We start from the raw sequence: 24125 nt of genomic DNA on the forward strand, positions 1-24125 counted from the left end.
GGCTTTTCCTATATGCTGCCGGCGGGTGCTGCAAATGCTCCAGAGGAGCCAATTCGGGGGAAAGTCATGAGAGCTGGATATCTCGTTGTTGCCGGTGCCTTGGCCGCACTGCAGGCCGCGCAGCCGGCGTTTGCCGCGTCGTGCGGCGGCGGCTGGAGCGCCAAGATGGAGGAAGATGAGGGCGGCAGCGTGCTGACCGCCTCGGTCTGCGGCGGGCCAAAGGGCGACGCGCAGCTGATGCTGACCTGTTTCGACAATCCGATGCTGAGCTTGGACCTCGGCGCCTCCGGCCAGCAGCTTGAACCGGGCGTCAGCGGCTCGTTCGATTTCAAGGCCGACGGCAAGACAGTGACCAAGACGCTGCAACTGGAGGAGATGTACAATTATTTCGTGGTCGACCTGACCAAGGCCGATCCGCTGCTGGACCTGCTGCGCTCCAAGGGCGAGGTATCGGTCGGTTCAACCAAATATGGCGCGACTAGTTTTCCGCTGAAGGGCTCCAGCGGAGCCATCGGCAAAGTGCTGGCGCAATGCGGCAAGGCCAAGCCCGCCGATGGGGATTGAACCGCGTCGCTTCGCTCCCTGGCGCATAGCGGAAGGCATTCAGGCACTATTCAAATTGCCTGACAAAGCGGATATAGGTCAGTCAAGTTGACCTATATTCGAAACGTCCGGGGAGGCGTGACTTGACCCTTATGAACCTTTTGGCTTCGCGCTCGTCGCGCATGAAAGCCTCCGAAATCCGCGAGCTGCTGAAGCTGCTCGACCAGCCGGACATCATCTCGTTTGCCGGCGGCATTCCCGATCCGTCGCTGTTCCCGGCCGAGGCGATCCGCGACGCCTATGCCGACGTGCTGGGCGGTGCGGAGGCGGGGGCGGCGCTGCAGTACCAGGTCTCGGAGGGCTACCTGCCGCTGCGGCGCTGGATCGCCGGGCAGATGGGCAAGCTCGGCGTCGCCTGCGACGAGGGCAACGTCTTCATCACCTCCGGCTCGCAGCAGGCGCTGGATTATCTTGGCAAGCTGTTCTTGTCGCCCGGCGATACCGCGCTGGTGACATGGCCGACCTATCTCGGCGCCCTGCAGGCCTTCAACGCCTACGAACCGCGTTACGACCGGCTGCGGCCGGAAGGCGGCAACATGACGCCGGCGGCCTATCACACCGCCGCCGCAGCGAATGGCGGCCGGGTGAAATTCGCCTATCTGGTGCCGGACTTCGCCAACCCGACCGGCAACACGCTGGACCAAAAGCAGCGCGAAGCGGTGCTCGATCTTGCCGGCGAGCTCGACATCGCCGTCATCGAGGACGCCGCCTACCGGGCGCTGCGCTATGACGGCGAGGGCGTGCCGCCGATCCTGGCTTTGGACTGCGCGCGCTCCGGCGGCATCGACAAGGCGCGCACGCTCTATTGCGGCTCGTTCTCGAAAATCCTGTCGCCGGGCATGCGCGTCGGCTGGGTGTGCGCGCCGCGCCACGTGGTGGAGAAACTGGTGCTGATGAAGCAGGCTTCCGACCTGCACAGCCCGTCGATCAACCAGCTCGTCATGCACCGCGTCGCCGAAGCCGTCTTCGACGCCCAGGTGGAAAAGCTGATCGGCGCCTATCGCGAGCGCCGCGACGGCTTGCTCGCGGCACTCGAGGCCAACATGCCAAAGGGCGTGAGCTGGAGCCGCCCGGAAGGTGGCATGTTCGTCTGGGCGACGCTGCCGGAAGGCTCAGACGCCACTGAGCTTTTGGCGCGGTCGGTGAAGGAGGCGCGCGTCGCCTTCGTGCCCGGCAACGCGTTCCATGCCGACGGCACCGGGCGCAACACGCTGCGGCTATCCTTCACGCTGGCCGACCGCCGCGCGGTGAGCGAGGGCATTCCCCGGCTGGCGGTCCTGCTCAAGGGCTAAGGCCTGGTCTGCGCGCATTGACGGCGCTCCCGCCGGGCCTAAATTCGAGGTCTTGCGAGGAGGAGTTTTGCATGGCGACCCAGGAACTGCATCGCGGCCGGCTCATCGACCACATCCAGCTGGTGGTCAGGGATCTGCCAGCCAGCCGGCGCTTCTACGAAGCGCTCTTCGGCGTGCTCGGCGTGCCGATCGGCGGCAGCGCAGAGGATTATTTCTGGGCAGATGAACTGTTCGTCTCCAGTGCCGACAGCCGCGCGGCACTGGGAAAGCTCACCGGCCGTCATCATCTGGCCTTCCAGGCCAGGGATCACGCCATGGTCGATGCTTTCTACGCGGCCGGGCTGGCGGCGGGCGGCACGGACAATGGCGCGCCGGGCGAGCGGCCCTATCATCCCGGCTATTACGCCGCCTTCCTGCTCGACCCTGACGGCAACAACATCGAGGCCGTCCATCACGGACCGCACACGCGCAGCGCTGCCTCGGTGAGGATCACCTTCTAGGACATTCTAGAGAAGACCGTCCGGCCAGGGACATTCCACTCCGGTGGCGTTTTCCCCTGACCCGAGGTCGTGCACATTGACGGCATCCCCTGCGTTGCCAGATTGCCAGCCTCGATGCTAACCGTGCCGATGGCGGGCGGGAATCAGCATCGATGCAACGCGTGCCGCGGATTTTTCAATAAAACGCTCAAACTGACATCCCTTACCCCGCTATCGAGGAATAATTTTATGCAAAACGCGACCAAGGCCGTCTGTTCCACAGCACTTCTACTTGCGGTCGCGACCATGGGCCTGGCCGGTACATTATCCGTTGCTCATATTTCTTCGGCGCAAGCCCAGGAGGAATATCTTCCGACCCAAAAGGACTTTGTCGGCAAGTGGAAACTCAGCGGCGCAACCATCCGGCCGCCGCGCGACATGACGGATGCGCCCACGCCAGAGCAGGAGGCGGCCGCCAATGAATTCCAGCAGACGGTGACCAATTTTTACACCGCGTTCGACTATCTGGAGATCACGGCGGACGGCCGCTACAATTTTCATCAGCCCGGCGACCCGGCATCAGGGCCTTGCGTCTGGTGCGGAGCCTGGTCCTTCAGCAAGAGTTCGCTGTGGCTCAAGCTCGACACCGCGCCCAGGCTTGATATCTACGCCAAGGACGGCGACATACAGATGACCTACACGGCCGAGCCCGACGAAAAATCGAAATACGCCTGGCTGGTTTTCGGCTGGACGAAGGTCGAGTAGGCGGCGCCGGGGCTACTGGAGTTTCGAAACGGGCACCAAGCAGCTTTTCATCCATCTCGTATCCTCGTATACGAGATGGAGCCAGCTACTCCCGGGAGTCCGCATGCGTCCACTGCCTGAAACCGTGCCGTTTTTCAGCCAGTGGGAAACGCCCGACATGACGCTGGCCGTGCTCGCCGATGGCGCGGAGGCAGCGCTCAGGCGCGATCCGCTGTGGCAGGGCTCGGGCGCGGCAACACTCGACGAATACGCGGTCTGGGCCGCCAACATCTGCGGCATGGCGTGTCTCAAGATGATACTGGCGGTGCGCGGCGAGATCGTGCCGACGATCGAACTGGCCAGGCGATGCACTGGATATGGCGGCTATGTCGTCAGCGCGGGATCGATCAAGGGCCTGATCTACGCGCCGTTCGTCACCTTCGTGCAGGCGGAATTTGGCCTGGAGGCGCAGGTGATGACCAATGTCGCGACGTCGGACGTTCCAGAGATCCTGCAGCGGTCACGGTTTTTCATTGCTTCGGTCAGCAGTTCGATCCGCTGGCCCGAGCGCGAGCCCCCGTCGAAGGGCGGGCATCTTGTGCTGGTCACGTCCGCGTCGGATCAGCTTTTCCGCTTTCACAATCCTTCCGGCCATACCACCGCCACACAGTCAAATGCAGTGTTGGCGCCGTCCGATTTCGACCGCTTCTTTGCCAATCGCGGCATTGCCGTCAGCTTTTGATTTCCAGGGGATTTTCAATGAAGGATAGGATCAGGGTTGCCATCCTCTATGGCGGGCGCTCGGCCGAACATGACGTGTCGCGGCTGTCGGCCGCCAATGTGCTGAAGGCGATCGACCGGGCGCGCTACGAGGTGGTCCCAATCGCCATTTCCAGGGATGGCAGATGGCTGCTGCAGCCATCGTCCGAAGCCGGCGTCGACGGAGCAGGCGCTCCGGTGTCCGGGGACGGCGTGGAGGTTGCCCTGCTGCCCGGCGGCAAGGGCCGGCTGGTGGCCGTGCCCGAAGCTGGCGTGCGGCCTGACTTGTCGCCGGTCGATGTCGTCTTTCCGGTGCTGCATGGGCCGTTCGGCGAGGACGGCTCGGTGCAGGGCTATGCGGAAGTCGCCGATGTCGCCTACGTCGGCTGCGGCATCCTCGCTTCGGCGGCTGCCATGGACAAGGATGTCGCCAAGCGGCTGTTGCGCGAGGCCGGGCTTGCCGTTGCCCGTTCCGTGACCGTGCTTGGAGGCGATGTCGGTTCCTTCCAGGAGATCGCCGGGGCGCTCGGGCTGCCTTTCTTCGCCAAGCCTGCGCGCCAGGGCTCGTCCTTCGGGGTGAGCAAGGTGAAGGACAGGGATGGCTTCGAGCAGGCCGTCGAGACGGCTTTGCGCTATGACAGCAAGGTGCTGATCGAGGAGTTCGTCGAAGGCCGCGAGATCGAGTGCTCGGTGCTGCAGCGGGCCGACGGCTCGCTGACGGTGTCGCTGCCCGGGGAAATCATCCCGGCCGGCAAGCATGGCTTCTACACCTACGAGGCCAAATATTTCGACGCCGACGGCGCGGTGGTGAAAGTACCAGCCGATGTCCCGGCAGGTGTCGCCGGCAAGGCGAAGGAAATGGCCGCTCAGGCTTTCCGTGCGCTCGGCTGCGAGGCGATGGCGCGCGTCGATTTCTTCCTGCGCGCCGACGGTTCGCTGCTGGTCAACGAGGTCAACACGCTGCCCGGCTTCACCGACATCTCGATGTACGCCAAGGCGCTCGCCGCGATCGGCATCGGCTACAGCCAGGTCATCGACGTGCTGATCGAGCACGCGCTGGCCAGGCATGGGGGTGCGGTGACCCCGGCTCTGTCCGCGCGCAGCCGGTGATACCGTTCGGGAGCAAAAAGCTCCGTTCCAGCGTTTGACTGGGGCGCTTGCACTGATCGCACCGGGCGCTGCAGCGAGGCGACGTTATTGCATCGAGGCCAGTTGCGAAAACGCGGGTGTGCTGATCGCGGGCTCTTCGCCATCAGCAACGCCGCTTTCTGATAAAGCCGGCCAATTGCTCAATGTGTCGAATTCGAGCGCCGCGCCGAGCAGCAGGGCTGCCTGCAGCACCAGATATTCGACGTCCTCGAGGGCGACATTCTCGGTCAGGTTCCTGACCCTGATCCTTTCCGCCACCAGAGTGACGTTGACGATGCCTGCCGTCTTAACTGCGGTGCGGACCAGCGAACTGACGTCATCGCGCAACCGGGTGGAATAGTCATACCGCATCGAAACCTCCCAAGGGGATGTGGTTTCCGTCAAGACCCCACTATGCGCCGACTGCCGGCGCGAGGCAAGCATAAATGTTCAAAAATCGTATTGAAATCAGGCAGTTAGCATAGCTATACAAGCGCTCTACCTATGTATCATTGTCATCATATGTGAGGCACGACGATTAGGGACTCCACTCTTTGGCGGCACTTGACGTGCTATGAAGCTATTCCTAACTATGAGACAAATGAGATAGATGCTAACTCAGCGCATTTTGGTCCTGCGCAAGGAGGCGGACATGGCTGAACTGGAACGTCCGGAACGACTGCAGATCATGCTCACCCATGATGAACTCGCGGCGCTGGAAAACTGGCGTTTCGACAAGCGCATGCCCAGCCGCTCGGCCGCGGTGCGGGAACTGTTGCGCCGCGGTCTTGCCTCGGAGGGCTTCCTGACGGCGGAACTTGGGGCCAAATCGCAGGAGTTCGGGGTGATCAAACCCAACGGAGACGGCAAGGGATCACCTGAACAAGCCGAGTGAACGTCGGTCCGGTGCCGCAATCCTCGCACCGGCGATTGCCTTGGTCCGCTTGCGCCTTATCTGATGGGGGGAAACTGCATTGCGAGCGGTGATGATCGACGTCCTGGGCGGTGATAAACAGGGGGCAACCGCCGATGCGCGCCTCGCGGCAATCGTCGATTCCTCGTTCGACGCCATTATCAGCAAGGATCTGAGCAGCGTCATCCAAAGCTGGAACCAGGCGGCGGAACGCATGTTCGGTTACAGCGCCGAGGAGGCTATCGGCCAGTCGATCCTCATGCTCATTCCCGATCACCTCAAGAGCGAGGAGACCGAGATCATCGCCAAGGTTCGCAGCGGCGACCGGGTGGCAAGCTATGAGACGACGCGAAGGCGGAAGGACGGCACGCTGATTGCCGTGTCGCTGACGGTGTCGCCAATCAGGAACAGCCATGGCGAGATCATCGGCGCTTCGAAGATCGCCCGCGATATTTCCACTGCCAAGGAGAGCGAGCGCCGCATCAGGCTGCTGATGCGGGAGGTCAACCATCGCGTCAAGAACCAGTTCGCGGTCATCCTGTCGATGGTCCGGGAGACCAGCAAGCGCTCGAGCGATCCGCACGAGTTCGAAGAGATGATCCGCGCCCGCATCATGGCGCTGTCACGTTCGCACGATCTGCTCGTCATCTCGGAATGGGCGGGAGCGAGCCTGTTCGACCTGATCCAGGAGCATCTCAAGCCCTTCGGCCGCGAGGAGCAGATACTGCTCTCCGGACCGGTTCTGACGCTGCAGTCGAACGCGGTCCAGAATCTCGGCATGGCGTTCCACGAGCTTGGCACGAACTCGTCCAAATATGGCGCCCTGGCCAGCGAGGCCGGCCGGATCGAGATCACCTGGACGATAGATTCCGGCGCGTCAGGCCCCGATGCCTTGGGCGAGCGAGAATTCCAGCTGCTCTGGAACGAGACATCGCCGCCCTATGCCGACGACAGGCGCGAGGAGACGACCCGCAAGGGGTTCGGGACGGTCGTCCTGCAGCGCGTTGCACCGCAGTCGCTGGGCGGCTCCGCCACTCTGGAGCGGTCGCCCGGGCATCTCAGCTGGAGGTTATCCGCGCCGCTGGCATCGATCATCGTGCCGCAGGCCGGTACCGAGGCCAACAACAATACGGGCTTCGGAACTTAGACACTGCTTGCCAGCCTGCTTATTCGACCAGGATATGCGCCTCGCGCGCGGCCTCGACAAACGCCTCCCTGGCGACATCGGAAGACATGTCGCCGCTCGCAGCCTGGCGACAGGCGCGCAGCGCCGACTGATGTTTCAGGCTGCCGGCGTCGCGCCAATGTGTCGTCAGCAATTCGATGGCCTGCTGGGTGTTGGACAAGTTGCGGGTGGCGCCTGTGACGCCGACCGAAACCACCACGGGCCTGGAAAACCACGCAGTCTGCATTGAAACCTCGACAATTCTCCAGCCGCTAAACGCCCGGCGGCGGCGTGAGGTTTCATCGCGGCCGATCACTGTCGCGTGAGGCCGCGGGGCGCCATCGCCAGCGAGCCAATCATGTGGACTAGAGGATATTGGTCGTCACCTCGACGATGATCGCGGCGCCTTCCAACGTGCCATCCGGCACATGCACGACGCGCGAGACCCGCAGATCCTGTGCGCTTCCGTAAACCGACAGGGAAACGCTCTCCCCGATCCGCGGCACGGCTTGGAAAACGACGTCCGTGGCGTCCGGCCGGTTGTCGATGGATATGCGGCAGTTGACGGTCATGGGATGTCTCCTCGTGTCTGGCCATGGCGTCAACGCAGGGTCGATCGAATGGTTTCAGGAGGGACGGTTTGAAAACATGACGCTGCCTGGCTGAAGGGCTGGTTCCCGCTCATGGGCTCGAACCACGATTGACGCCTTCAAAGGGCGCTGTCCTACCATTAGACGAAGCGGGAGAAGTCGGACCGTTATGACGCCGGTACGGTGGGCCGTCAATTCGGGATATCGTCTGGCGGGTCTTCGCAGCGATAGACCGGGCAGTGACCGTCGCGGGACGGGATATAGGCCGACATCGGCACTTCCGGCCAGTCGCACTCGTTGCCGAACTGCCTGACATAGCGGTCATAGGTGTTCGGGCCGGTGGTCAGAACCACGGCGCGATGGCTCTGGACCATGGCGCGGATCTCGTCGCAGCTCAGGCGGCGGCTGTCGGGGCGGGCATCGGCGAGAGCGGTCGTCGCGAGCAGCGTCGCCACAGCCATCAACACGATACGAATAGACATGAGGGCTTCTCTTTGTTTGACGCAATTTGGCGTCTTCATCCGGCAGGCATGCATGTTCCCACAAACCACTATCCTGTCCGGCGGTTCCGCGACAGTTTCTTCCTTGAGGCGGGGCGCAGGCTTGCGCAACCAAATGATGCGTCGCGCATTGCTGGGAATGCAAAACAGGAAGCCTTACGAGACGCCGCAATGGTGGCCCGGAAACGAGCGCCGCGAAGCCATGTGCTGTTCTTTCTGCGGCGGCCGCGACCACCGCTATGACGATTGCCCGCAAAGGACCGATGAGGCTGCCGAGCGGCCCACCGACGATGAGGGAAAACCTCGCTGAGGGTCAAACATGCTTTCAAGCATGACAAGGGGGCAAGCATGACAAGGGGGGCAAGCGTGACAAGGGGGGCAAGCAGGACAAGGGGGCAAGCAGGACAAGGCGATTCCGACGGACAGCGCCCCCGCCAGGGGGTGCGGATGAGCTAGGAGCCTGGATCCTGTCAGCCGAAGAAGGCTGCCAATGCCTGCGCGGTTTGCGCCGGTGCCTCTTCGGGAAAGAAGTGGCCGCCGGGCATTGCCTGGCCACGTACGTCGTCGGCCCACCCCCGCCAAAGGGCCAGCGGGCCGCCCTCATCGGAATACCACTCGGCGAGTGCCCCTTGTTCGCTCCACAACGCCAGCACAGGACAACGGATCGTTCGGCCCGCAGCCTTGTCGGCGTGATCGTGCTTGCGGTCGAGCGTGGCTGCTGCCCGGTATTCCTCGCAGATCGCGTGGCTATGGGCGGGGTCGCGCAAGGCATCGACATAGGCCTGACGAACATCGGCCGGAAATACCGCAGGCGAGGAGCCCCAGCCGCCCAGCGCATTGTCGACGATCGCTTCGGCGGCTGCCGCCAGGATCTTTTCCGGCAAAGGCTCGGGCTGCGCCAGCAGGGACCAGGGCCAATAGCCGAGCGCCAGCCGGGCGTCGGCCCGGTCCCAGGCGTCGGCCGTGGGGACGATGTCAAGCACGGTCAGCTTGTCGACGCTGTCTGGATGATCGAGCGCCATGCGGTAGGCGACGCGCCCGCCGCGATCATGGCCGGCGACCATGAAGCTGGCAAATCCGAGCTTCCTCATCATTGCCACCATATCGGCGGCCATGGCGCGCTTGGCATAGGGGGCGTGGTCCGTGTCCGAGACGGGGCAGGAACTGGCGCCGTAGCCACGCAAATCAGCGCAGACGACGGTGAAGCGGTCGGTCAGCCCTGGCGCCACGTCGCGCCACATCAATTGTGTTTGCGGAAAGCCGTGCAGGAGCAAAACCGCCGGGCCACTGCCGGCATGCCGGACAAACAGGCTGGCTTCGCCGACCTCGACCTTCGTGCTTTGAAAATCATCGAACATGGCGGTGCCTCCGCCACGCGCAACGGCGGAAGCCTGATTTGGTTGCGGGGCCATGCCAGCTCTTTTGGCAGCCAACCTTTTTCGCTGAAAGGCGTTGTCCTTGCGAAGGGAAGGCCGCGGCAGGCGGCCCGAAGAGAAGGAGACCGAGATGAAATCTCTCGTCATCACATCATGTGCCCTGATGCTGGCCGTGCCGGCGGCAGCACAGACAAATCAGCAGCAGGACCCTGCCCAGCAGACCGACAAATGCCGGGCCCAGACGGATCCGGGCGCCAAGCAGCAGGCCGGAAACGGCAATTTGACGGAGAAGCTTGACGACTGCGGCGGGGTGCTGAAGCCGCCGGCAACCGGCGACCAGGGCATGGCCGCTCCGGCTCCGGACGAGGGCAAGACGCCGGTAATCAAGCCGGGCGAGGTACCGGCCCAACCGCCGGCAAAGTGACGCGGCAAAGCCGGTATACAGGTGGCGCGGCGGAACTCGACTGTCGGCGAAACGTTTCTTTCGCAACTGCTAATTTTAGGAGACGGTCGTGAAAGATGTCGCCAGCACCGCCATGATTATCGCCTCGATCGCCATTGTCATCGCCCTGATGCTGATGGCGCCGAAGAGCTCCGGGTTCGAGGCTTCCCACCCGATTGTGAATGGCGATCCGCAGGCCCGGTAATCACGGCTTTGCCGCACAAACAGGCCGATTCCTGTCGCCCAAAAGTGGCTTTGGTTTTGATAGAACGCATAAAAACAAAAGTTCTAAAGCGCGCACCTGAATCGGTTCGCGATGTTGGGGGCTATTGTAGGATATGCGCTTCGCGTGCGGCGTCGATCATCGCCCGCATTGCCTTTGCCGGCGGCGCCCAGCCATCCAGGGCATCTCGACAGCTGCGCAATGCCGCCCGGTATCGCCGGCCGTGGCCGAACGGCCAGTCGCCGAGGCATTCGAGGCCCTCCCAGGCGCTGCGCACCACGCGCACCCGCTCGGGGGCAAATTTGAGGTGGACCGGTCGGGGGAAGATCTTGTCGTTCAACGGTCGTCTCCGTGACTGGTGCATGCCGCCACGAAAGGGGCGCCGGATAACGTCGCCGACAAGGGAGGGTTCCAAGCCCGAAAGATCAATTTTCAATCGCGTTTCAATCGCGCGCGATGGCGTCCGACAGAGGCCTCGGCGGCGGCAGATCGGCGTCCTGCGCCTGCGGCCTGTCATGGTCGAACTGCTCAGTGCCAGGCAAGGCATGCAGCCAGGTTTCGCGCCGGCTGATCCACAATTCATATTCGGGCGCGAGGTCGGTCGGCGCGACATCCAGGCTGCCGAGCATCACCTCGGCCTCGTCGTCGGTGACCCACGCGACCCGGCTGCCACAGGTCGGGCAGAAACTGCGGGTGCCGTAAGTGGCGACGACGCCCGATGTCTCGAAGGCCGCGCGCGGCCAGATGGCAAAGGCCGAATAGACCGAGCCGCCCGCCTTGCGGCAGTCCTTGCAATGGCAAAGGCCAGTCCGTGACGGCTGGCCGCTGACGACGAAATGCACGCCGCCGCACAGGCAGCTGCCGGTCCTGCGTATGGTGTCGGACATGGTTGCAGCCTCCGTTCTCGCCAGTCCGGCTTCGCCCGCCTGCCTGGCCTCGTCAGTCTGGCAGTTCACCGTACCGACGAGCCCTATCCGCGCGCGGCCATGTGGTTGTCGAGCTTCTTCCTCGATGGGCCATAGCGCTTGATGATGGTCTGGGCCTCGCTCTGCGGGATCCCGTATTTGCGCGCGAAGGCGGCAACCTCATAGGTGTCTTCGCTGGAAACCAGCTTGCGGTCCTGCTTGGTCTTGGATTTATCGTCGGGCATGCCGGGCCTCACTTTCTGTCAGCCGCATGGTCGCGCGGACATCGAACCACCGTGGTTCGGCAAGCGATGCCGCGGTCAGACATAACAGCGATCGGCGCTGCTGGTTCCATGACATGCGGCGGACGCGTGCACAAGGCCCCGCCCGGCGCGGAGCGCAAGCCGCCGGTTCAGGCCGAGGGGCGGACCGGTTCGGCGTCGTGGCTGCCGGCGTCGCCGCATTCGGCGCAACCCGTGCTGGCGCCAGGACAGCCGCGCTGGTGCGTGCCGGCCGGGCAGCAAAGGCCGTTTGAACTCGTCCAGCGGGGGCATTGGAACACCTGCCCGGTGCCGCCGCAGCCAATACACTCCAGAACCGGTGACCGGACCAGATAAGATTTTGCCCCTAACTTGATACCCACGCCCACTTTGAACCCACCCGAAATCGCTGCACTGGACACCAGTGCATTAGCCCATCTTAATATTAGCACGATCATGGTTACGAACAAGTTTCGCGGCTTGGAGCGAGCGTGTTGGCAGCGATGGACCGAAATCGGTTTATGCGGGGTTTTGCGACATCCGATGGCAGACTTTGGAAAAAACTTCACATGCCATGTCGGATCGGCGCCAGGCGGCGCGTCCTTTGGGCGAATGAAACTGGAGACCAACCCATGCCCTCGCAAATCACCCAATCGTCCTGGCAGACAGCGGCCCTTCTCGTCGCCCGCCTGATCTTCGCCGCCGTCTTCCTGATGGCGGTAACCTTCAAATTCATGGGCATGGAGGCCACGGCCGGCTACATCGCCGCCGCCGGCTTTCCGTTCCCGCTCTTCCTCGCCTGGTGCGCGGCGATACTGGAGGTCGCGCTGGTGCTGTGTTTCCTGAGCGGCGCCTTCTTCACGCAGGCAGCCCTTGTCGCCGCCGCCTATGTGCTGTTCCTGGCCTTCGCCTTCCACGGGCCGAGCCACTGGGCCGGCAACCAGGCCGAGTTCGGCTTCTTCGTCGACCATTTTTCCTTCGTGGCCGGGCTGCTGTTCGCGGCGGTGCATGGGCCGGGCACGGCGCTGGCGCTGAACCTGGGATGGCCGGGCAGGGCGTGAGCCAACCGGACTTCGGTCGTGGCCTCACATCTGGTCGTTGTAGGGCTCCTTCATCTGGCCGACCATACGAGCCAGTTTCGAAAAGGACGGCATGTCCGCCTCCGGCTGGCATTGATTGGCGAGTTCCAGCAGCCGGATCGGAAAGTTGACGGCGTCGCGGCTCGACGCCGACATCCCGCCGGACCGTTCCTCACCGGTTTCGCCGGCCTCGGCCTTGCGCAAGGCGATGTCGATCTCCTCCGATGTCAGCACGCCCTTTCGAACCAGCACATGGTTGATTGATGCGACGGCCATCAGCAGGCCCTCGAGTTGCAGATTGGCGACGTTCATGGCGCTTTTTCCCTCCATTGACCGAAGTTGAAACGCACCAGCGGCATTTCCGATCCGCAGGGCGGATCGGCGGCGGGTAGGGTCTATTCCTGCGTCAGGCGCTCGCCATATTCGCGCCACAGCGCCTTGACCTCCAGGCTGCCGAGGCGCGGGATCGAGGGATCGCCGCAGGTGATGGCGACGGCGCTGATGTCGTAATTGGCAAAAGCGTTGGCGACGAAGCGGACCGCTTCGCCAAGCGAGTGCACCCGGATCACAGGGTCGGCCTGGCCCTGGCCGGTGCTGCGCACGCCGGAAACCGTTGCCGGAGCATGTCGCACCCTGAAGACGGATGCCATGGCTGGTCTGTCCAAACGTCCTCTCCCACAAAGGCCGTGACGCGAATCATTCCATGAGCTTCCCCTAATGATTTCACAGGTGCCGGCCGATGAAAAGCCGGCTGGCAAAGGCGGGCTTCGGTGGCCGCTTGGCCCGTTTGTCGGGTGAGGGCGGTTATGCTATGATTTCGGTGTGGTGCTGATTTGCGCCGATGACCCGCCGCCGAGGCGGGTTTTTGTGTTTCCAGCCTTCGCATGATGCGATACCGCTCCCTCTTCGGGGCCGCGCCGAAGGAACAGAATAGGAATTTTTTCTCAAAAAGTCGTTGACCAGCTGAGGGCAGCTATGCTACATATTTGTCCATGGTGCTGATTTGCGCCAACGACCCGCCGCCGAGGCGGGTTTTTGATTCTGGAGACGACCTTCTGGGTCCTCTGGCGGATCGGTTCCGGTCAGCCAGTCTTTGAGACGATCACGGCCAGCGATACGAGCTTGCCCTCACTCAGGCTGCGAATGTAGTTCTTGCGTCGCTGCACGAATTCGGCGCCGAGCACGATCTCATTGGCCTGCTGCTGGGCGGGCGAGGGCAAGATGCCGGAATTGGCCCTTTTGAGCGCCAGTTCGACGTGTTCGCCAGTTTCGTCGATGATTTCGTCGATCCGGAAGCCGGCGTCCACGAACAGGGTTTTCAGGGCACTGCGATCGACGAGGTGGCTCGTCGCCGGTGAGACCGCCCAGGGCAAGGGATAATACGGCTCTCCGCCAGCAAGCACCGCTTCGGTCCAGATCAACTTGCCTCCGGGCTTGAGCACGCGAAAAGCCTGGCCGATGACCGCGGGCTTGTCGGCGATGTTCATGCCGACATAAAAACAGATCGCCGCATCGAACGTATCGCCGGCGAAAGGCAGTCTGGTCGCGTCCGCCTCGTGGAAGCGGACCTTCTCGCTCAACCCGCTGAGCTTGGTCAGTTGGGCGGACGCGTCGACAAAAGCCCTTGTCAGGTCAACGCCGTCGACGGCGCAGCCATAGGTGGAGGCCAGGAACCGCGCCGGACCGCCGATGCCGCTGCCGATATCCAGGATGCGGTCGGAAGATGAAGGCGCCAGACGGGCGGCATGGTCCTGCGTGGCTATCAGTTCGCGGCCGTGGAGCTGGTCGAACGGATAGAGTTGCCTGGCATCGAGAGCGTCGATTTTGGCATCGGGGACGGCGGCCAATATGCGCTCGACTATGCCGTCGCTGCCGTAGTGCGTGGTGACGTTGCTCACGGCGCGTCCTCCATCCTCCCGCGCAGCTTCCCATCAACGGATGCATTAGGCAACGGGGCGGGCGACTGGAGGGCCTTGAGGGCAACGCTGCCGGGGAAAATGAAATAGGAATTTTTTCTCAGAAAATCGTTGACCGGGTGAGGGCAGCTATGCTACATATTTGTCCATGGTGCTGATTTGCGCCAACGACCCGCCGCGAGGCGGGTTTTTGATTCTGGTTGCCGATTTTGAACGCTGGCGGGACAGTGCCCCCCTCTGGCCTGCCGGCCATCTCCCCCTCAAGGGGGGAGATCGGATCTAGTCACGGCCACGCTGACCTTTCGACGTCGCAAGGGAGCGGGCGCTCGAAGCTGCCAATCTCCCCCCTTGAGGGGGAGATGTCCGGCAGGACAGAGGGGGNCATCATCGGCGACGACGGCCGCGAGGTTGTCAGCGCCATCGGGGAATTCGAGGGCGCGGCGCCGCAGGCGCGGCTGGGCCGGGTCGAGCAGGTCGCGCCCGGCGTGCTGGTCGGCATGGTGCGGGATGCGGCCGGCGGCTTTTGTTTCGCGCAAGCTGGCGTCGATGGCCGCGCTGTCGGGCTCGCCATGGCGAGGCTCAAGGCACAGGCCAGTGTTGCAAAACCGGCCCGGGCGGCGAAGCCTGCCGAGGCCGCAAGGCCGAAGCGCGCCAGGAAGGCCAGGAAGAAAATCGCCCGCTCGAAAAAGCCGGCGAGGCGGGCCAGACCGGCGCTGCCGAAGGCGGCGGTTTCCTCCGGCGACGCCAACACCGTGGGGCACGCCGATGACTGACCAGGCCGATGCCGTCCCGGCGCGGCGCAAGGCGAGGCCGGCAAGGCGTAAACCTGCCGCCAGCCCGGCGATTGTCCAAAAGCCCCGCCCGAAGCGGGCGAAGAAGACGCTGGGCGACGACTTTCTCACCGCCGTGCGCGCCGATTTCCGAACCCATGGCGCCGGCGTCATCGCCGAGGTGCGGGCCGACAAGCCGGACCAATATCTGAAGATCGTGCTTTCGGTGCTGCCCAAGGATTTCGATGTCTCCATCAACCAACTGGACGGGCTATCGGATATCTTGTTCGAGGTGATCGTGCGCAAGTTCAAGCCGGCACCGGAGGAGTAACTTTGCCGGGCGTTTAGAAACTCGCATTTGACAACTTGATCAAGCCAAAGCCCACCTCGGCTCGCGCCGGGGCGGGCTTTTTGCATTTGTGGCTCATGGCCAGCCGCTGCTATATCCAGCGCAGGAATGCCGAACTCGCGGTGGCGTTGATCCAGTCCGGACTTGTGAATGCTTATTGAACGATACGATGGAAACCGCGAGGCTTTGCGGCCTCTGTTTGCCCTCGCAGACGATTCTCCCATGCAGATTTCCGGCTATATCGGTCGGGGCGAGGTGATGGTCGCTCGCGAGGGCGGCCGGATCGTCGGCCATGTGCAGATCATCGAGACGGGCGAGGGCGGTGTCTTCGAACTCAAGAGCCTTGCGGTCCGTCCGGCAAGGCAGAGCGAGGGATTGGGGCGGGCCCTTGTCACAGCGGCAATTACCCGCTGCCGCGAGCGCAACGGCCAACGCCTGATCGTCTCGACCGCTACGGCCGATATCGGCAATTTGCGCTTTTACCAGAGACAGGGTTTTCGGATGTGCCGCATCGTGCAGGATGCGTTCGGGCCGTCGAGCGGCTATCCCGAAGGCTTGCTCGTAAATGGCATTCCGCTGCGCGACCAGGTGGTCTTCGAACGCGACCTCGGCGCGGATTGAGGGCGGCGGCAACAGGCTGAGCAAGCGCAGCATCGCGACCATCGAAGACGACGAAACAGCCCGCTCCGGTTCGCCGGAGCGGGCTATTTCGCGTTTTTACCCTAGGCGAGAATGTTGACCGCGCGGGCCGCGACCAGCGCGATCGTCAGCAGTGAAATCATGGCTTCCGCCATCATCAGCAGCTTGGCGCGCTGGGAGAGCGGCAAGGTGTCGGTCGGCGAAAACGCCGTCGCATTGGTGAAGGCGAGGAAGAAGTAGTCGACGAAGCCCGGCAGCCATTGGCTAAGCTCACGGTCGTTCAGCGTCATCTGCGCAAACAGGAAATCGGCCTGCGCAAGCTTGACGAGGCCGCAGGTCGGGGGGCCGCCGCGGTCGGTGCTCCAGAACCACAAGGCGAAGACGATGACGTTTGTCACCCAGATGTTGAGAGCGTCGATCAGCAGTGTCGTGCCGCTGCTGCCGGCATGTCCCTCCAGTAAGGCATGCACCAGCAAGACCAGCGAGCCGCAATTCATGACGCTGATGACAGCGGTCATGGCCAGGGCGGTTCGGCGGATCATGGCGCGAAACTGGCCGATCGCATGCCATTCGTGGTCCTCGACCGCTTTTCTGGTGACGACCTGTGTCCATGCCGTCGCCACCGACAACGGCACGAGCAGGGCCGCTTCCAGTCCCGGCGCCAGCCAGCGCGGACCGAATGAGAGATTGTTGATGACCAGAAGCTGCAGGCAGATGATGACGAGAACCGCTGCGCGCGCCAGCCAGAAGTCGAGCGCACGGTAGTGAATGACGGCATGTTGATGGCGCATCTGGAATCCGGATGTTCAGGCAGGGCCTTCAGGCCATGTGCCTTGAGAAGGCGGGGGCTGCAGAGCGTTGAAATTCCAGTTCAATTTTGGTGTCGCAATGGCACGCAAGTATACATTTTTGTAAGCTTTGGTGTTTGGGCTGTTCGGCAAACCGGACGATGTGGTTTAAGCGCCGCATGGTGGGGATCGATGACTCCTTGGATCGCTGGGTGCCGGCGGGGCTGCCTGCCCCGGGTTTGAGTTCGTTATCTGTCTGGTCCGGCCTGCTTCGCCAACCCTGGCATTTGCTGGCGCTTTTGTGCCTGGCGCAGATCTTGTGCTGGACGGTGGTGCCAGCGCTCGTCGATCCCGCGCCGCCCGGCGATGTCGTGGAGGGCTTCATGTGGGGCCGCGAATGGGTGCTTTTGACCTACAAGCACCCGCAGCTCCCTGGTTGGCTGCTCGAGACCAGCCATCTTCTGACCGGATCGTTCCGCTGGCCGCAATATCTGCTCGCCCAGCTGACCATCTCCGCGACCTTCATCCTGGTCTATCTGCTGGCCCGCGACATGCTGGGCCAAAGCCGGGCGCTGGCTGCCGTACTTTTGATGCCGTCGGTCTATTTCTTTGGCTGGCCGACCCCGCAATTCAATCATGACTATGCGCAGATGCCGTTCTGGGCGGCGATCTGCTGGCTGCTTTGGCGCGCGGGCCGTGGTGGCGGGCCGGGCTGGTGGCTCGCGCTCGGGCTGGTCTCGGGCGTCGGGCTTTATGCCAAATTCTCCACCGGCCTGCTGCTTGCCTTCGGCGCTCTGTGGCTGTTGTCCGATGCGCGCGCGCGCAGCCGGCTGGCGACACCTTGGCCGTGGCTTGGCCTTGCCGTCTTTCTCGCCGTCGCCACGCCGTTGGCCGTCGAGCTCTACCGTATCGATTTCCTGCCGCTGACCTATTTCGCCGGTCGTGACGAATGGGTGACCGAACACCGAGCGCGCCTTTATTATGCCGGTGTCCAGATGGCCGGGCTCTCCGGCTTTTTGCTGGTGCTGGCGATATCAGGGCTGCTGCGGCACTCGCCGGCTCCGCAAGAGCCCGTCGAGCGCGGCTCGCGTGTTTATCTCATGTGGATGGGCCTTGGGCCCGCGGCGCTGGTCATGGTCGCCTCGCTGTTTACCGGCACCGGCGAAGCCTGGGGCGCGCCGATGTACAATCTTGTCGGCGTCGTCGCGCTCGCGTTCTTGAGCCATCGGCTTGGCGCCACAGAGATGCGAAAACTGACGATCTGCGCATTCATCTGCATCATCGGCATGTCAGGCGCCTATGCGGCCATCCGCTGGACGGACTGCAATGTGCGCGGGCGCATGGACGCCGTTTGCTGGCCGGCACGACCGATCTCAGACGAGGCCGAGGCGGTCTGGCACGCGGCTGTGCCCGGCCGACTCGACATCGTCGGCGGCGACACCAATCTGGCGATGCTGGCGGGTCTCAATGCCTATGACAAGCCGTCGATTTTCACCGACCTCGATATGCGGTTCGCACCCTGGATCACACCGAAGCGGTTGCACGACCACGGCATGCTGATGGTTTGGCCGGGCAGTCGCGTGCCACCGCAGCTGCACGCATGGCTGGACAACATTCAGGTCAAGACCGTCCTTTTCAACTGGTCGCAAGAGGCGCCGCCGGTGGCGATCAGTTTTGCCGCCATCCCGCCCGGCGCGCGCCTGCCGGTTGCTGTCGACGGCCCGACTGGACAACCGCACAGCTGAAGTCCACGATTCCATTCCGCGTCGTGCTATTTCGTCGGTGCATGGCCGCACGCACTGCCGGCGCCGCGTTCGGGCGACTGGACGAAGTCGCCGACAATGCCCATTTATGGGAAATCCAATTTGTTGTCGTGCAATTCAAGACGGAACCGCGGTCCGTTTTCTGTGAATTGCTTTTTGAGGAGAGGTGACATGGCGACTTCGACCGAACGCGCAGTGCTTGCCGGCGGCTGTTTCTGGGGCATGCAGGATCTGATACGGCGCTATCCCGGCGTCATCTCGACTCGTGTCGGCTACTCGGGCGGCGATGTGCCAAACGCCACCTATCGCAATCATGGCACGCACGCCGAGGCGATCGAGATCAATTTCGATCCGGCCGTGATTAGCTATCGGACGCTGCTGGAGCGTTTTTTCCAGATCCACGATCCGACGACACGCAACCGACAGGGCAACGATGTCGGGATGAGTTACCGTTCGGCGATCTACTATACCAGCGACGAGCAAAAGAACGTCGCACAGGACACCATCGCCGACGTGGATGCCTCTGGGCTGTGGCCCGGCAAGGTCGTCACCGAAGTCGCGCCGGCTGGTGCCTTCTGGGAGGCCGAGCCGGAGCATCAGGATTATCTGGAGAAATATCCCAACGGCTACACCTGCCATTTCGTCAGGCCAGGCTGGAAGCTGCCGGTTCGAGAAAAAGCGGTGCCATGGATTCAGCCATGCGACAGGATTTGAGAAGCCGCGGAGCGAGCGCTCCGCGGCTTCTTCTCATTGCAAATCCTACTTGCCGCAATGGTTGTCGTTAACCGTCGGCGCTGTGGTGCCCGGCGACGTGCCATTGGCATCGGGCTGCGCGCCCTGTGGATGGGCAGGGCAATTCCGATCCGCGTTGGAATTCATATCATCCAGCGTGCCAGTCGTGCTGTTGGTCACCGACGGGTCGACCGTGTTCGGCGAAGCTGGCGTATTAGGATCGACCGTGACCGATCTGCCGCTACCGGCTCCGTCGGTGCCGCTTGTGCCATTGCTCTGCGCCATGGCCGATGTGGCCAGGCCGATGGTGAGCGTCGAAGCTGCGAGGATTCTCATGAACATGGTTTGTCTCCATTTTCTGTGAACTCGTCGCGTCGCGACTGGTAGGACAACCGCTCGGTCTGGTGAAGGTTCCCGATAAATTCTCGCGCCGGCAGAGCCAACCGCTCCCGCTCTGGCGCAATGCTTTTGGCGCAGTTCGCTGAAAAAAACGGCTTCCCCAATCGGTCGAATGGTGCTTTAACGCGCCCATCCACAGGGGTGCTCCGTACGGTCGGGGCTGAGACGGGGGCGGCAAGCCCACAGACCCTAGAAGCTGATCTGGGTAATACCAGCGGAGCGAGGCGGGCTATGTTTTCAGGCGCACAGATTTCCCTATATCCCATGGCCGATGATTTCGTCGGCGTCATTTTGGGCGCGCTCGGTGCGCTCGATCCCTATCGTGACCGGCTCAGGATCGAGACCGACGACATCTCGACCTTGCTGGTCGGGCCGCCCGAAGTGCTGTTCCCGGCTCTGCGCGACCTGTTCGTGGAGGCCGCGCGCAGCGGCAAGCATTGCGTTTTGTCAGCCGCCATTTCGCGTGGCTGCCCAGGCGAGCCGGACGATCCGATCTGCCGCTCCGAGGCCTTCGGCGGGCCTGTCGGGCCGCTCGGCCCGCGCAAGGAAGCCGCCATCGCAGCCGTGCATGGCGCGGTCGCCACCGGCCAGCCGGCGGCGGCGCAATTCTCGCTTTATGTGATGGGTACCGGCGACCACATGGACGAGATCTATGGTTGCATCGATTTCTTGAAACAGTCCGGCGTCTACGATCGCTCCAAGAATTTCTGCACCAAACTGCGCGGCGATACGGGCGCGATCTTTTCGGCGCTCAACGAAGCTTTCTGCCGCTTCGGGCCGGGTGCCGGCCATGTAACCCTCGACGTCACGGTTTCCGCCAACAGCCCCACCGCTGTCTGAACCGCTCGCGCCGATGCGCGACCGTCAAGGTTGTCCTCTCGTGGTCTCATCGTCATTCAACCGGCCGCGTCACCTCGCGGGCATCCTCGCCAAGGCAGTGCCGGCCATAATGTCGGTCGGGCTGCTGCTCGTGGCCTGGGAACTCTACGCTACCTATTCCGGCATCAAGCCGACGACGCTGCCGGCGCCCTCACGTGTCTTTGAGCAGGCGATGCTCAATCGTGACGCGCTGGTCGACAACGCAGTTCCCACTATCCGCGCCACGCTCATCGGTTTCGTCTTTTCACTCAGCGCCGCTTTCGCGCTGTCGATGCTGGTCGACTTCTTCCAACCGCTGCGGCGCGCGCTTTTTCCCGTCTTCATCGTCAGCCAGACCTTGCCGCTGGTTGCGATCGCGCCGCTGGTGGTGCTGTGGTTCGGCTTCGGGCTGGCGCCCAAGATCATGCTGGTGGCGCTGGTCACCTTCTTCCCGATGCTGGTGGCGCTGGTCGAGGGCTACGAGGCAACCGAGCCCGAGATCGGCCAGATGCTACGCGCCATGGGGGCAGGGCGCTGGCGCGTCTTCGTTCTGGCGCGGCTGCCTTCGGCACTGCCATATTTCTTCGCTGGCCTGCGAATCTCCATCACCTATGCCGTTGTCGGCGCCATCTTTGCCGAATATGCGGGTGCCGCCAAAGGGCTGGGCATCTACATGCTCAACGCCAAGAACAATTTTCGCCCCGACCTGGTGCTGGCCGCCGTCGGCGTCAGCGCCGCGCTTACTCTCATCCTGTTCGGATTGACGGTGCTGCTGCAGCGCTTTGCCATGCCCTGGGAACGGGCCGCGGGCAAGCAAGCCGCGGCAAAGGCGGCGCGAAGATGAGCCGGCTCGAATTGCGACATGTGCGCAAGGCGTTTGGCGGGCTCGACGTGCTTGCCGACATTTCGCTCAACGTCGGTGCCGGCGAATTCGTCTCGATCCTCGGGCCTTCGGGCGCCGGCAAGTCGACGCTGTTCCAGCTTCTGACCGGCGCTGAACATGGCGGAGGCGAGATGTTGTTCGACGGCGCGCCGCTCGACGATCATGGCCGGCATTTTGCCTTCATGCCACAGCGCGATGCGTTGATGCCGTGGCGACGCATCCTCGACAACGCGACACTCGGGCCCGAAGTGCAAGGCATCAAGCGCAAGGCAGCACGGGCGCGGGTCGCGCCGCTGTTCGCCGAATTCGGGCTTGCCGGTTTCGAGCGGCACTTTCCGGCGCAGCTTTCGGGCGGCATGCGCCAGCGCGCGGCGCTGTTGCGCACCGTTGTGCAGGAGCGCGACATGCTTTTGCTCGACGAGCCGTTCGGCGCGCTCGACGCACTGACCCGCGCCGCCATGCAGCGCTGGCTCGAGCAGATGTGGCGGCATCATCGCTGGACGGCACTGCTCGTTACCCACGATGTGCGCGAAGCCGTATACCTGTCCGACCGCATCTATGTGCTGTCGACGCGCCCGGCCCGTGTGCTGCGCGAGATCAGGGTGCCGTTGCCGCGTCCGCGCGACCCGACCGGTGCCGCCGCGCGCCAGGCCATCGCACTCGAGGCCGAGATCCTCGACATTTTGCTCAACCCTCAACCCTCCAAAGGACATGAACATGACTGATCTGACGCGCCGGCAGGCCTTGCTGCTTACCCTCGCCAGCGGTCTTCCGCTGATCGCCGGACCGGGCCGCTCTTTCGCGGCGATGCAGAAAATCACCGTCGCTTTGGACTGGACGGTCAACACCAACCACATCGGGCTGTTCGTCGCCCGCGACAAAGGGTTTTATTCCGGCGCCGGCCTCGAGGTCGACATTCTGCCATACAGCGATACCGGCGCCGGCACGCTGGTCGCCAACCGTGTCGCCGATTTCGGCATCAACGGCACCATTAGCCTGTTCAGCCAGAAAACCGCTGGAGCTGACTTGAAAGCTGTCTACGCGGTAGTGCAGTCTGAAACCGGCCGGCTGGTGTTCAATGCCGCGCGCAGCGACATCAAGAGCCCGAAGGACCTTGACGGCCTGACCTATGGCGGTTTCGGCAGCGCCTGGGAAAACGCGCTGATCTCGACCATCATCCGCCACGATGGCGGCAAGGGCAATTTCGAAACGGTGACGCTCGGCACCTCCGCCTACGAAGCCCTTGCCAACGGCACCGTCGACTTCACGCTGGAGGTTTTGACCTGGGAGGGCGTCGAGGCCGAACTCAAAGGCGTCCATCAGCGCAGCTTCGTCTATGCCGACTATGGCGTGCCCGACGAGCACACGACGCTGATCTCGTCAAGCGAGGCGTATCTGTCAGCGAACCCTAAGCTTGCGGAGGCCTTCATCGAGGCGACGCAGCGCGGCTACCGGTTCGCCGTCGAGCATCCCGATGAAGCGGCCGCGTTGCTCATCGCCGCCAACAAGGATGCGCTGACCAATCCGGCGCTGATCGAGGCCTCGCTGAAGGTGCTGATCGACGGGCACTATCTGCGCGCGGAAAACGGCGCCACCGGCACGATGGATCCGGCCAAGATGGATGCGATCGGCGACTATCTTTTCGCTGCGGGCATTCTGCGCGACGCCGATGGCAAGGTTCTGACGCAACGCCCTGATTTCACGAAGTATTTCAGCAATTCAACTTTGGGCTAGGGGAGGCCAATCCGGCTCTCGGAACTGATGGGTCGTCCTCATCAATCGCGCGGATGCGCAGACCTTGGCTAATTCCGGGCGATCTCATAGACGTGCCGCCCGGGCTCGCCCTGCAGCGAAAGAGCGGATGTATATAGTTTCGCGACTGCCGGGCAGAGACCTTCGAATTCCGGGCTGACATTGGCAATGGCATTCATGTCGGTGGGAGTGCCGCCAGCGTTGATGAAAGCGTCGGCCAGCAGTGACCAGTCCTCATCGCTGGCTGAAGCGGCAGCCAGACCGCTCTTCTTCGCCGCGCCGAAGGCGTGGAACAGGGTGGCTCCGATCTTGTCCATGTCGGTCAGAAAGTCCTGATCCGGCATGCTGAGCGCGTCCGGCCCGTTGCGAAGGTAGTTGTTGCAAGTGATTGCGGTTTCCCGCGCCATGACATGGTTGAGCATGGCCAATTGTGCACGCAGCGCCTCGGCGGCATTGCTGTCTGGGGACGAAGACAGCAGGGATGCATATTTTTGCCTGAGGCTGGCGACCGCGATCCTGCTCGTGTTTCGCACTTGCTCCACGTTTCCAAGTCTGGCCACGGCAGTGATCTTTTCCACGACGGCGTCATAGTCGTCTGGAAACTCCTGCTGGATTGCCATGAATATCTGGCTTCCCTGGCTCTGAATCTGTTCGCTCACCTGAGCTGTGGTCAGGGTCTGCGAATCGGGCGAGCCCGCCACTGTCTGGTAGAGATATTTGCCGCCGGCAAAGCCGAGCGCCCAAGGCAATATCTTTACCGCAACGAAAGACAAAGCGGCGACCGCCGTCACGCCCAAGCCTCTCCAACGCGCCATCGC

General features: G+C 63.1%; 34 protein-coding genes, 1 tRNA gene and 1 riboswitch. Of the genes, 20 read left to right on the top strand and 15 right to left on the bottom strand.

What is annotated here, in order from left to right:
* Positions 1–66 precede the first annotated feature (66 nt).
* From X741_RS06525 to X741_RS142825, 6 genes are all read left to right on the top strand, one after another.
* A complete protein-coding gene (locus X741_RS06525) occupies positions 67–564 on the top strand; it encodes a hypothetical protein (RefSeq protein ID WP_031250391.1) in 498 nt (165 codons plus the stop codon).
* Positions 565–695: 131 nt separating this feature from the next.
* Entirely contained in the window at positions 696–1895 is a 1200-nt protein-coding gene (locus X741_RS142845; protein WP_031250392.1) for a PLP-dependent aminotransferase family protein, read from the top strand.
* 71 nt (positions 1896–1966) lie between these two features.
* The gene (locus X741_RS142840) at positions 1967–2395 is read left to right on the top strand and encodes a VOC family protein (RefSeq protein WP_023779762.1); all 429 of its coding nucleotides are present in this window, start codon (positions 1967–1969) and stop codon (positions 2393–2395) included.
* 228 nt (positions 2396–2623) lie between these two features.
* Positions 2624–3139, top strand: coding sequence for a hypothetical protein (locus X741_RS142835; protein ID WP_023779763.1), 516 nt, complete (start codon positions 2624–2626; stop codon positions 3137–3139).
* A gap of 103 nt (positions 3140–3242) precedes the next feature.
* Positions 3243–3860: a C39 family peptidase gene (locus X741_RS142830; protein WP_023779764.1), complete on the top strand. Its 618-nt coding sequence runs from the start codon at positions 3243–3245 to the stop codon at positions 3858–3860.
* Positions 3861–3877: 17 nt separating this feature from the next.
* Positions 3878–4987, top strand: a complete 1110-nt coding sequence (locus X741_RS142825) for a D-alanine--D-alanine ligase family protein (RefSeq protein WP_023779765.1) — start codon at positions 3878–3880, stop codon at positions 4985–4987.
* Positions 4988–5071: 84 nt separating this feature from the next.
* Here X741_RS142825 and X741_RS142820 read toward each other — a convergent pair whose 3' ends face one another.
* A complete protein-coding gene (locus X741_RS142820; RefSeq protein ID WP_023779766.1) occupies positions 5072–5377 on the bottom strand; it encodes a hypothetical protein in 306 nt (101 codons plus the stop codon).
* Positions 5378–5657: 280 nt separating this feature from the next.
* Here X741_RS142820 and X741_RS142815 point away from each other — a divergent pair, with 280 nt between their 5' ends.
* Positions 5658–5900, top strand: coding sequence for a hypothetical protein (locus tag X741_RS142815; RefSeq protein ID WP_023779767.1), 243 nt, complete (start codon positions 5658–5660; stop codon positions 5898–5900).
* 91 nt (positions 5901–5991) lie between these two features.
* Positions 5992–7065 (top strand): PAS domain S-box protein, encoded by a 1074-nt coding sequence (locus X741_RS142810; protein WP_023779768.1) that lies wholly within the window; start codon positions 5992–5994, stop codon positions 7063–7065.
* Between the two features lie 19 nt (positions 7066–7084).
* Here X741_RS142810 and X741_RS142805 read toward each other — a convergent pair whose 3' ends face one another.
* The 5 genes from X741_RS142805 to X741_RS142785 all read right to left on the bottom strand — a co-directional run bounded on the left by X741_RS142805 (position 7085) and on the right by X741_RS142785 (position 9531).
* Positions 7085–7330: a DUF982 domain-containing protein gene (locus X741_RS142805; RefSeq protein WP_023779769.1), complete on the bottom strand. Its 246-nt coding sequence runs from the start codon at positions 7328–7330 to the stop codon at positions 7085–7087.
* Between the two features lie 118 nt (positions 7331–7448).
* Positions 7449–7655 carry a hypothetical protein gene (locus tag X741_RS142800; protein ID WP_023779770.1) on the bottom strand — a complete coding sequence of 69 codons (207 nt, stop codon included), beginning with the start codon at positions 7653–7655 and terminating at the stop codon, positions 7449–7451.
* Between the two features lie 99 nt (positions 7656–7754).
* Positions 7755–7828, bottom strand: a tRNA-Gln gene (locus X741_RS142795).
* A gap of 36 nt (positions 7829–7864) precedes the next feature.
* Complete coding sequence (locus X741_RS142790) at positions 7865–8155, bottom strand: hypothetical protein (protein WP_023779771.1); 291 nt, start codon at positions 8153–8155, stop codon at positions 7865–7867.
* A gap of 488 nt (positions 8156–8643) precedes the next feature.
* Positions 8644–9531: an alpha/beta hydrolase gene (locus X741_RS142785; RefSeq protein WP_023779772.1), complete on the bottom strand. Its 888-nt coding sequence runs from the start codon at positions 9529–9531 to the stop codon at positions 8644–8646.
* Positions 9532–9679: 148 nt separating this feature from the next.
* Between X741_RS142785 and X741_RS142780 the strand changes: the two genes are divergently transcribed.
* Together X741_RS142780 and X741_RS1000000171570 are read left to right on the top strand one after the other, a co-directional pair.
* Entirely contained in the window at positions 9680–9973 is a 294-nt protein-coding gene (locus X741_RS142780; protein ID WP_023779773.1) for a hypothetical protein, read from the top strand.
* 88 nt (positions 9974–10061) lie between these two features.
* Entirely contained in the window at positions 10062–10196 is a 135-nt protein-coding gene (locus X741_RS1000000171570; RefSeq protein ID WP_023768191.1) for a hypothetical protein, read from the top strand.
* A gap of 121 nt (positions 10197–10317) precedes the next feature.
* On the opposite strand, the gene X741_RS142775 is transcribed toward X741_RS1000000171570, so the two are convergent.
* The 3 genes from X741_RS142775 to X741_RS142765 all read right to left on the bottom strand — a co-directional run bounded on the left by X741_RS142775 (position 10318) and on the right by X741_RS142765 (position 11364).
* Complete coding sequence (locus tag X741_RS142775; RefSeq protein WP_013894488.1) at positions 10318–10554, bottom strand: DUF982 domain-containing protein; 237 nt, start codon at positions 10552–10554, stop codon at positions 10318–10320.
* Between the two features lie 103 nt (positions 10555–10657).
* A complete protein-coding gene (locus X741_RS142770) occupies positions 10658–11101 on the bottom strand; it encodes a GFA family protein (RefSeq protein WP_023779774.1) in 444 nt (147 codons plus the stop codon).
* 83 nt (positions 11102–11184) lie between these two features.
* Positions 11185–11364: a DUF3606 domain-containing protein gene (locus X741_RS142765; RefSeq protein WP_013894490.1), complete on the bottom strand. Its 180-nt coding sequence runs from the start codon at positions 11362–11364 to the stop codon at positions 11185–11187.
* 647 nt (positions 11365–12011) lie between these two features.
* Between X741_RS142765 and X741_RS142760 the strand changes: the two genes are divergently transcribed.
* On the top strand, positions 12012–12440 hold the full coding sequence (locus tag X741_RS142760; RefSeq protein WP_023779775.1) for a DoxX family protein: 429 nt from the start codon (positions 12012–12014) through the stop codon (positions 12438–12440).
* Between the two features lie 24 nt (positions 12441–12464).
* On the opposite strand, the gene X741_RS142755 is transcribed toward X741_RS142760, so the two are convergent.
* From X741_RS142755 to X741_RS142745, 3 genes are all read right to left on the bottom strand, one after another.
* A complete protein-coding gene (locus X741_RS142755) occupies positions 12465–12770 on the bottom strand; it encodes a hypothetical protein (protein WP_013894492.1) in 306 nt (101 codons plus the stop codon).
* An 83-nt stretch (positions 12771–12853) separates the two neighbouring features.
* The gene (locus X741_RS142750; RefSeq protein WP_224685290.1) at positions 12854–13108 is read right to left on the bottom strand and encodes a hypothetical protein; all 255 of its coding nucleotides are present in this window, start codon (positions 13106–13108) and stop codon (positions 12854–12856) included.
* A gap of 432 nt (positions 13109–13540) precedes the next feature.
* Entirely contained in the window at positions 13541–14356 is an 816-nt protein-coding gene (locus tag X741_RS142745; protein ID WP_023779776.1) for a class I SAM-dependent methyltransferase, read from the bottom strand.
* A gap of 377 nt (positions 14357–14733) precedes the next feature.
* Between X741_RS142745 and X741_RS142740 the strand changes: the two genes are divergently transcribed.
* The 3 genes from X741_RS142740 to X741_RS142735 all read left to right on the top strand — a co-directional run bounded on the left by X741_RS142740 (position 14734) and on the right by X741_RS142735 (position 16114).
* Positions 14734–15147 (top strand): hypothetical protein, encoded by a 414-nt coding sequence (locus X741_RS142740; protein ID WP_023779777.1) that lies wholly within the window; start codon positions 14734–14736, stop codon positions 15145–15147.
* A complete protein-coding gene (locus X741_RS0135710; RefSeq protein ID WP_031250394.1) occupies positions 15140–15475 on the top strand; it encodes a hypothetical protein in 336 nt (111 codons plus the stop codon). The genes X741_RS142740 and X741_RS0135710 overlap by 8 nt, the downstream gene beginning before the upstream one ends.
* A gap of 240 nt (positions 15476–15715) precedes the next feature.
* Positions 15716–16114, top strand: coding sequence for a GNAT family N-acetyltransferase (locus X741_RS142735; protein WP_245272776.1), 399 nt, complete (start codon positions 15716–15718; stop codon positions 16112–16114).
* Between the two features lie 101 nt (positions 16115–16215).
* On the opposite strand, the gene X741_RS142730 is transcribed toward X741_RS142735, so the two are convergent.
* Entirely contained in the window at positions 16216–16923 is a 708-nt protein-coding gene (locus X741_RS142730) for a hypothetical protein (RefSeq protein ID WP_023779781.1), read from the bottom strand.
* Positions 16924–17120: 197 nt separating this feature from the next.
* Here X741_RS142730 and X741_RS142725 point away from each other — a divergent pair, with 197 nt between their 5' ends.
* Positions 17121–18665 (top strand): glycosyltransferase family 39 protein, encoded by a 1545-nt coding sequence (locus X741_RS142725; RefSeq protein WP_023779782.1) that lies wholly within the window; start codon positions 17121–17123, stop codon positions 18663–18665.
* A 189-nt stretch (positions 18666–18854) separates the two neighbouring features.
* Positions 18855–19397 carry a peptide-methionine (S)-S-oxide reductase MsrA gene (gene msrA, locus X741_RS142720; RefSeq protein ID WP_023779784.1) on the top strand — a complete coding sequence of 181 codons (543 nt, stop codon included), beginning with the start codon at positions 18855–18857 and terminating at the stop codon, positions 19395–19397.
* Between the two features lie 45 nt (positions 19398–19442).
* On the opposite strand, the gene X741_RS142715 is transcribed toward msrA, so the two are convergent.
* Entirely contained in the window at positions 19443–19757 is a 315-nt protein-coding gene (locus X741_RS142715) for a hypothetical protein (RefSeq protein WP_023779785.1), read from the bottom strand.
* 184 nt (positions 19758–19941) lie between these two features.
* A riboswitch (TPP riboswitch) is annotated at positions 19942–20055 on the top strand.
* Here X741_RS142715 and X741_RS142710 point away from each other — a divergent pair.
* The 4 genes from X741_RS142710 to X741_RS142695 all read left to right on the top strand — a co-directional run bounded on the left by X741_RS142710 (position 20046) and on the right by X741_RS142695 (position 23289).
* Positions 20046–20654: a YkoF family thiamine/hydroxymethylpyrimidine-binding protein gene (locus tag X741_RS142710; protein WP_023779786.1), complete on the top strand. Its 609-nt coding sequence runs from the start codon at positions 20046–20048 to the stop codon at positions 20652–20654. It overlaps the preceding riboswitch by 10 nt.
* Before the next feature lie 109 nt (positions 20655–20763).
* Positions 20764–21516 (top strand): ABC transporter permease, encoded by a 753-nt coding sequence (locus tag X741_RS142705; protein ID WP_023768324.1) that lies wholly within the window; start codon positions 20764–20766, stop codon positions 21514–21516.
* Positions 21513–22280: an ABC transporter ATP-binding protein gene (locus tag X741_RS142700; RefSeq protein ID WP_023779788.1), complete on the top strand. Its 768-nt coding sequence runs from the start codon at positions 21513–21515 to the stop codon at positions 22278–22280. Before X741_RS142705 ends, X741_RS142700 begins: the two co-directional genes overlap by 4 nt.
* On the top strand, positions 22273–23289 hold the full coding sequence (locus X741_RS142695; protein WP_023779789.1) for an ABC transporter substrate-binding protein: 1017 nt from the start codon (positions 22273–22275) through the stop codon (positions 23287–23289). Before X741_RS142700 ends, X741_RS142695 begins: the two co-directional genes overlap by 8 nt.
* A gap of 68 nt (positions 23290–23357) precedes the next feature.
* On the opposite strand, the gene X741_RS142690 is transcribed toward X741_RS142695, so the two are convergent.
* Positions 23358–24098: a hypothetical protein gene (locus X741_RS142690; protein WP_245272777.1), complete on the bottom strand. Its 741-nt coding sequence runs from the start codon at positions 24096–24098 to the stop codon at positions 23358–23360.
* Between the last annotated feature and the right edge of the window lie 27 nt (positions 24099–24125).

It is taken from the genome of Mesorhizobium sp. LNHC221B00, assembly GCF_000502935.1.
Lineage (GTDB): Bacteria > Pseudomonadota > Alphaproteobacteria > Rhizobiales > Rhizobiaceae > Mesorhizobium > Mesorhizobium opportunistum.

Bases quoted from the DNA above. Each gene is read 5' to 3' on its own strand.
- X741_RS142710 (WP_023779786.1), top strand. From the start codon at position 20,046: ATGTTTTCAGGCGCACAGATTTCCCTATATCCCATGGCCGATGATTTC.
- X741_RS142785 (WP_023779772.1), bottom strand. From the start codon at position 9,531: ATGTTCGATGATTTTCAAAGCACGAAGGTCGAGGTCGGCGAAGCCAGC.
- X741_RS0135710 (WP_031250394.1), top strand. From the start codon at position 15,140: ATGACTGACCAGGCCGATGCCGTCCCGGCGCGGCGCAAGGCGAGGCCG.
- X741_RS142830 (WP_023779764.1), top strand. From the start codon at position 3,243: ATGCGTCCACTGCCTGAAACCGTGCCGTTTTTCAGCCAGTGGGAAACG.
- X741_RS142845 (WP_031250392.1), top strand. From the start codon at position 696: ATGAACCTTTTGGCTTCGCGCTCGTCGCGCATGAAAGCCTCCGAAATC.
- X741_RS142835 (WP_023779763.1), top strand. From the start codon at position 2,624: ATGCAAAACGCGACCAAGGCCGTCTGTTCCACAGCACTTCTACTTGCG.
- msrA (WP_023779784.1), top strand. From the start codon at position 18,855: ATGGCGACTTCGACCGAACGCGCAGTGCTTGCCGGCGGCTGTTTCTGG.
- X741_RS142700 (WP_023779788.1), top strand. From the start codon at position 21,513: ATGAGCCGGCTCGAATTGCGACATGTGCGCAAGGCGTTTGGCGGGCTC.
- X741_RS142770 (WP_023779774.1), bottom strand. From the start codon at position 11,101: ATGTCCGACACCATACGCAGGACCGGCAGCTGCCTGTGCGGCGGCGTG.
- X741_RS142825 (WP_023779765.1), top strand. From the start codon at position 3,878: ATGAAGGATAGGATCAGGGTTGCCATCCTCTATGGCGGGCGCTCGGCC.
- X741_RS142760 (WP_023779775.1), top strand. From the start codon at position 12,012: ATGCCCTCGCAAATCACCCAATCGTCCTGGCAGACAGCGGCCCTTCTC.
- X741_RS142735 (WP_245272776.1), top strand. From the start codon at position 15,716: ATGCAGATTTCCGGCTATATCGGTCGGGGCGAGGTGATGGTCGCTCGC.
- X741_RS142705 (WP_023768324.1), top strand. From the start codon at position 20,764: ATGTCGGTCGGGCTGCTGCTCGTGGCCTGGGAACTCTACGCTACCTAT.
- X741_RS142810 (WP_023779768.1), top strand. From the start codon at position 5,992: ATGATCGACGTCCTGGGCGGTGATAAACAGGGGGCAACCGCCGATGCG.
- X741_RS142755 (WP_013894492.1), bottom strand. From the start codon at position 12,770: ATGAACGTCGCCAATCTGCAACTCGAGGGCCTGCTGATGGCCGTCGCA.
- X741_RS142800 (WP_023779770.1), bottom strand. From the start codon at position 7,655: ATGACCGTCAACTGCCGCATATCCATCGACAACCGGCCGGACGCCACG.
- X741_RS142820 (WP_023779766.1), bottom strand. From the start codon at position 5,377: ATGCGGTATGACTATTCCACCCGGTTGCGCGATGACGTCAGTTCGCTG.
- X741_RS142805 (WP_023779769.1), bottom strand. From the start codon at position 7,330: ATGCAGACTGCGTGGTTTTCCAGGCCCGTGGTGGTTTCGGTCGGCGTC.
- X741_RS142715 (WP_023779785.1), bottom strand. From the start codon at position 19,757: ATGTTCATGAGAATCCTCGCAGCTTCGACGCTCACCATCGGCCTGGCC.
- X741_RS06525 (WP_031250391.1), top strand. From the start codon at position 67: ATGAGAGCTGGATATCTCGTTGTTGCCGGTGCCTTGGCCGCACTGCAG.
- X741_RS142765 (WP_013894490.1), bottom strand. From the start codon at position 11,364: ATGCCCGACGATAAATCCAAGACCAAGCAGGACCGCAAGCTGGTTTCC.
- X741_RS142780 (WP_023779773.1), top strand. From the start codon at position 9,680: ATGAAATCTCTCGTCATCACATCATGTGCCCTGATGCTGGCCGTGCCG.
- X741_RS142815 (WP_023779767.1), top strand. From the start codon at position 5,658: ATGGCTGAACTGGAACGTCCGGAACGACTGCAGATCATGCTCACCCAT.
- X741_RS142730 (WP_023779781.1), bottom strand. From the start codon at position 16,923: ATGCGCCATCAACATGCCGTCATTCACTACCGTGCGCTCGACTTCTGG.
- X741_RS142750 (WP_224685290.1), bottom strand. From the start codon at position 13,108: ATGGCATCCGTCTTCAGGGTGCGACATGCTCCGGCAACGGTTTCCGGC.
- X741_RS142790 (WP_023779771.1), bottom strand. From the start codon at position 8,155: ATGTCTATTCGTATCGTGTTGATGGCTGTGGCGACGCTGCTCGCGACG.
- X741_RS142840 (WP_023779762.1), top strand. From the start codon at position 1,967: ATGGCGACCCAGGAACTGCATCGCGGCCGGCTCATCGACCACATCCAG.
- X741_RS142695 (WP_023779789.1), top strand. From the start codon at position 22,273: ATGACTGATCTGACGCGCCGGCAGGCCTTGCTGCTTACCCTCGCCAGC.